Origin of the sequence: Inquilinus limosus MP06, from assembly GCF_000767795.1 — a bacterium.
GTDB classification, from domain to species: Bacteria; Pseudomonadota; Alphaproteobacteria; order DSM-16000; family Inquilinaceae; genus Inquilinus; species Inquilinus limosus_E.
In genome coordinates, this window is record NZ_JANX01000900.1 from 1 (window position 1) to 1,646 (window position 1,646).

A 1,646-nucleotide genomic window follows, 5' to 3' on the forward strand; every position below is an offset into this window, starting at 1 on the left:
GGTGACGGCTCGCCGGGAACCGTTCTCCTACCCGCACCATCCAGTCCCCCCTCCCCTGCGGGAGGGGGTAGGGGAGGGGCTCGCGCCGTGGGAGCAGGATCCGCCGGTCCTGGCGTGGCCAACCCCCTCCCCCCTCCCCCCCTATCCCCCCTCCCGCGAGGGGAGGGGGGGACTCGGAGGTCAGCCCGCCGTCGCCTCGGATTGCAGGGCGGCGTAGCGGTCTCTGGCGCGGGTCAGGTGCACGCGCATGGCCCGGCGGGCCGCGGCGGCGTCGCCGGCGCGGATCGCGGCCAGGATCGCCTCGTGCTCCTGTCCGACCCGGCGGAGGTGTCTCTCGCGCTCGCCCTGCGACAGGGCCGCGACCGGGATGCGCTGGCGCGGGATGACCACGTTGAAGACGTCGAACACCCGGGCGAAATAGGCGTTGCCGGTGGCGGCCAGGATGGCGCGATGCACCGCCAGGTCCTCGCCCAGCCCGACCGTCTCGGCATCGGCCCCCGGCGCCGAGATCGCGGCCAGGAAGGCCGCCTGCGCCGCCTCGATCCGCGCCAGCTGCTCCGGGTCGCGCCGCTCGGCGGCCAGGGCCGCGGCCTCGACCTCGATGCTCAGCCGCAGCTCCAGCACCTGCAGCAGGTCGCCGATCGATTCCAGCTTCTCGGCGTCGATGGCGAAGGCGCGGGCGGGCACCGTCTCGGCCACGAAGGCGCCGAGTCCCTGGCGGGTGGTGATCAGGCCGCGGGCGCGCAGCGAGGCCAGCGCCTCGCGCACCACGGTGCGGCTGACCCCGGTGGCGGTGACGATGGCCTGTTCGGTCGGCAGGCGCTGACCGGGGCCGAGGTCGCCGGACGCGATCTGCGCCTCCAGCGTCTCGACCAGGCCGGCGGTGAGGTTAGGGGCTTTCCGGATCGCACCGAAAGCCGCGGAATCCCCGCTCATGTCATCCTTCAGGTCACACGCCTCGCGGCCCGCAGGATCGCAGCGCCTGCGGTGCGGTGCAAGGCCGCCGCCGCGGCGGCCGCATTGTGAACCCGCCGGCAATCTGGAACAGTCCGGGCATGGAGCTGCATCTCGATCCGGTCGGCGGCCTGGCGGGCGACATGTTCATCGCCGCGCTGCTCGACCTGTTCCCCGAGCACGAGGCCGGGCTGCACGGCAGCCTGGCCCGCACCGGGCTGCTGGCCAGCGTCACCGCCCGGCTGGCACCGCACAATGACGGCGTGCTGGCCGGCAGGCGCTTCCTGGTCGAACGGCAGGGCGGGGCAGGGGGCGGGCATGATCACGTCGCCTGGCGCCGGATCCGCGAGGAGCTGGAGGCGTCGGCGCTCGACCCCGCGGTGCGCGACCATGCCATCGCCATCTTCCGGCACCTGGCCGAGGCCGAGGCGCGGGTGCATGGCGTGGCGGTGGAGGCGGTCAGCTTCCACGAGGTCGGCGCCTGGGATTCGATCGCCGACATCGTCGGCGCCGCGCATCTGATCGCTGCCGTCGGGGCGACCCGCTGGACCGTCGGCGCCATCCCGCTCGGCTCCGGCCGGGTGCGCACGGCGCATGGGCCGCTGCCGGTGCCGGCACCGGCGACCGCGCTGCTGCTGCAGGGCTTCGCCGTGATCGATGACGGCGTCGGCGGCGAGCGCGTCACCCACCGC

2 protein-coding genes are annotated in these 1,646 nt (G+C 74.7%); one reads left to right on the top strand and one right to left on the bottom strand.

Annotation, left to right across the window (positions count from 1 at the left end; all coding sequences use genetic code 11):
* Window positions 1-180 precede the first annotated feature (180 nt).
* A complete protein-coding gene (locus P409_RS33775; RefSeq protein ID WP_034849009.1) occupies window positions 181-936 on the bottom strand; it encodes a FadR/GntR family transcriptional regulator in 756 nt (251 codons plus the stop codon).
* A 119-nt stretch (window positions 937-1,055) separates the two neighbouring features.
* On the opposite strand from P409_RS33775, the gene larC reads away from it, so the two are divergent.
* Window positions 1,056-1,646 (top strand): nickel pincer cofactor biosynthesis protein LarC (gene larC / locus P409_RS33780; RefSeq protein ID WP_034849010.1); only part of this gene is annotated, 591 nt, incomplete at its 3' end.

Bases quoted from the DNA above. Each gene is read 5' to 3' on its own strand.
- P409_RS33775 (WP_034849009.1), bottom strand. From the start codon at position 936: ATGAGCGGGGATTCCGCGGCTTTCGGTGCGATCCGGAAAGCCCCTAAC.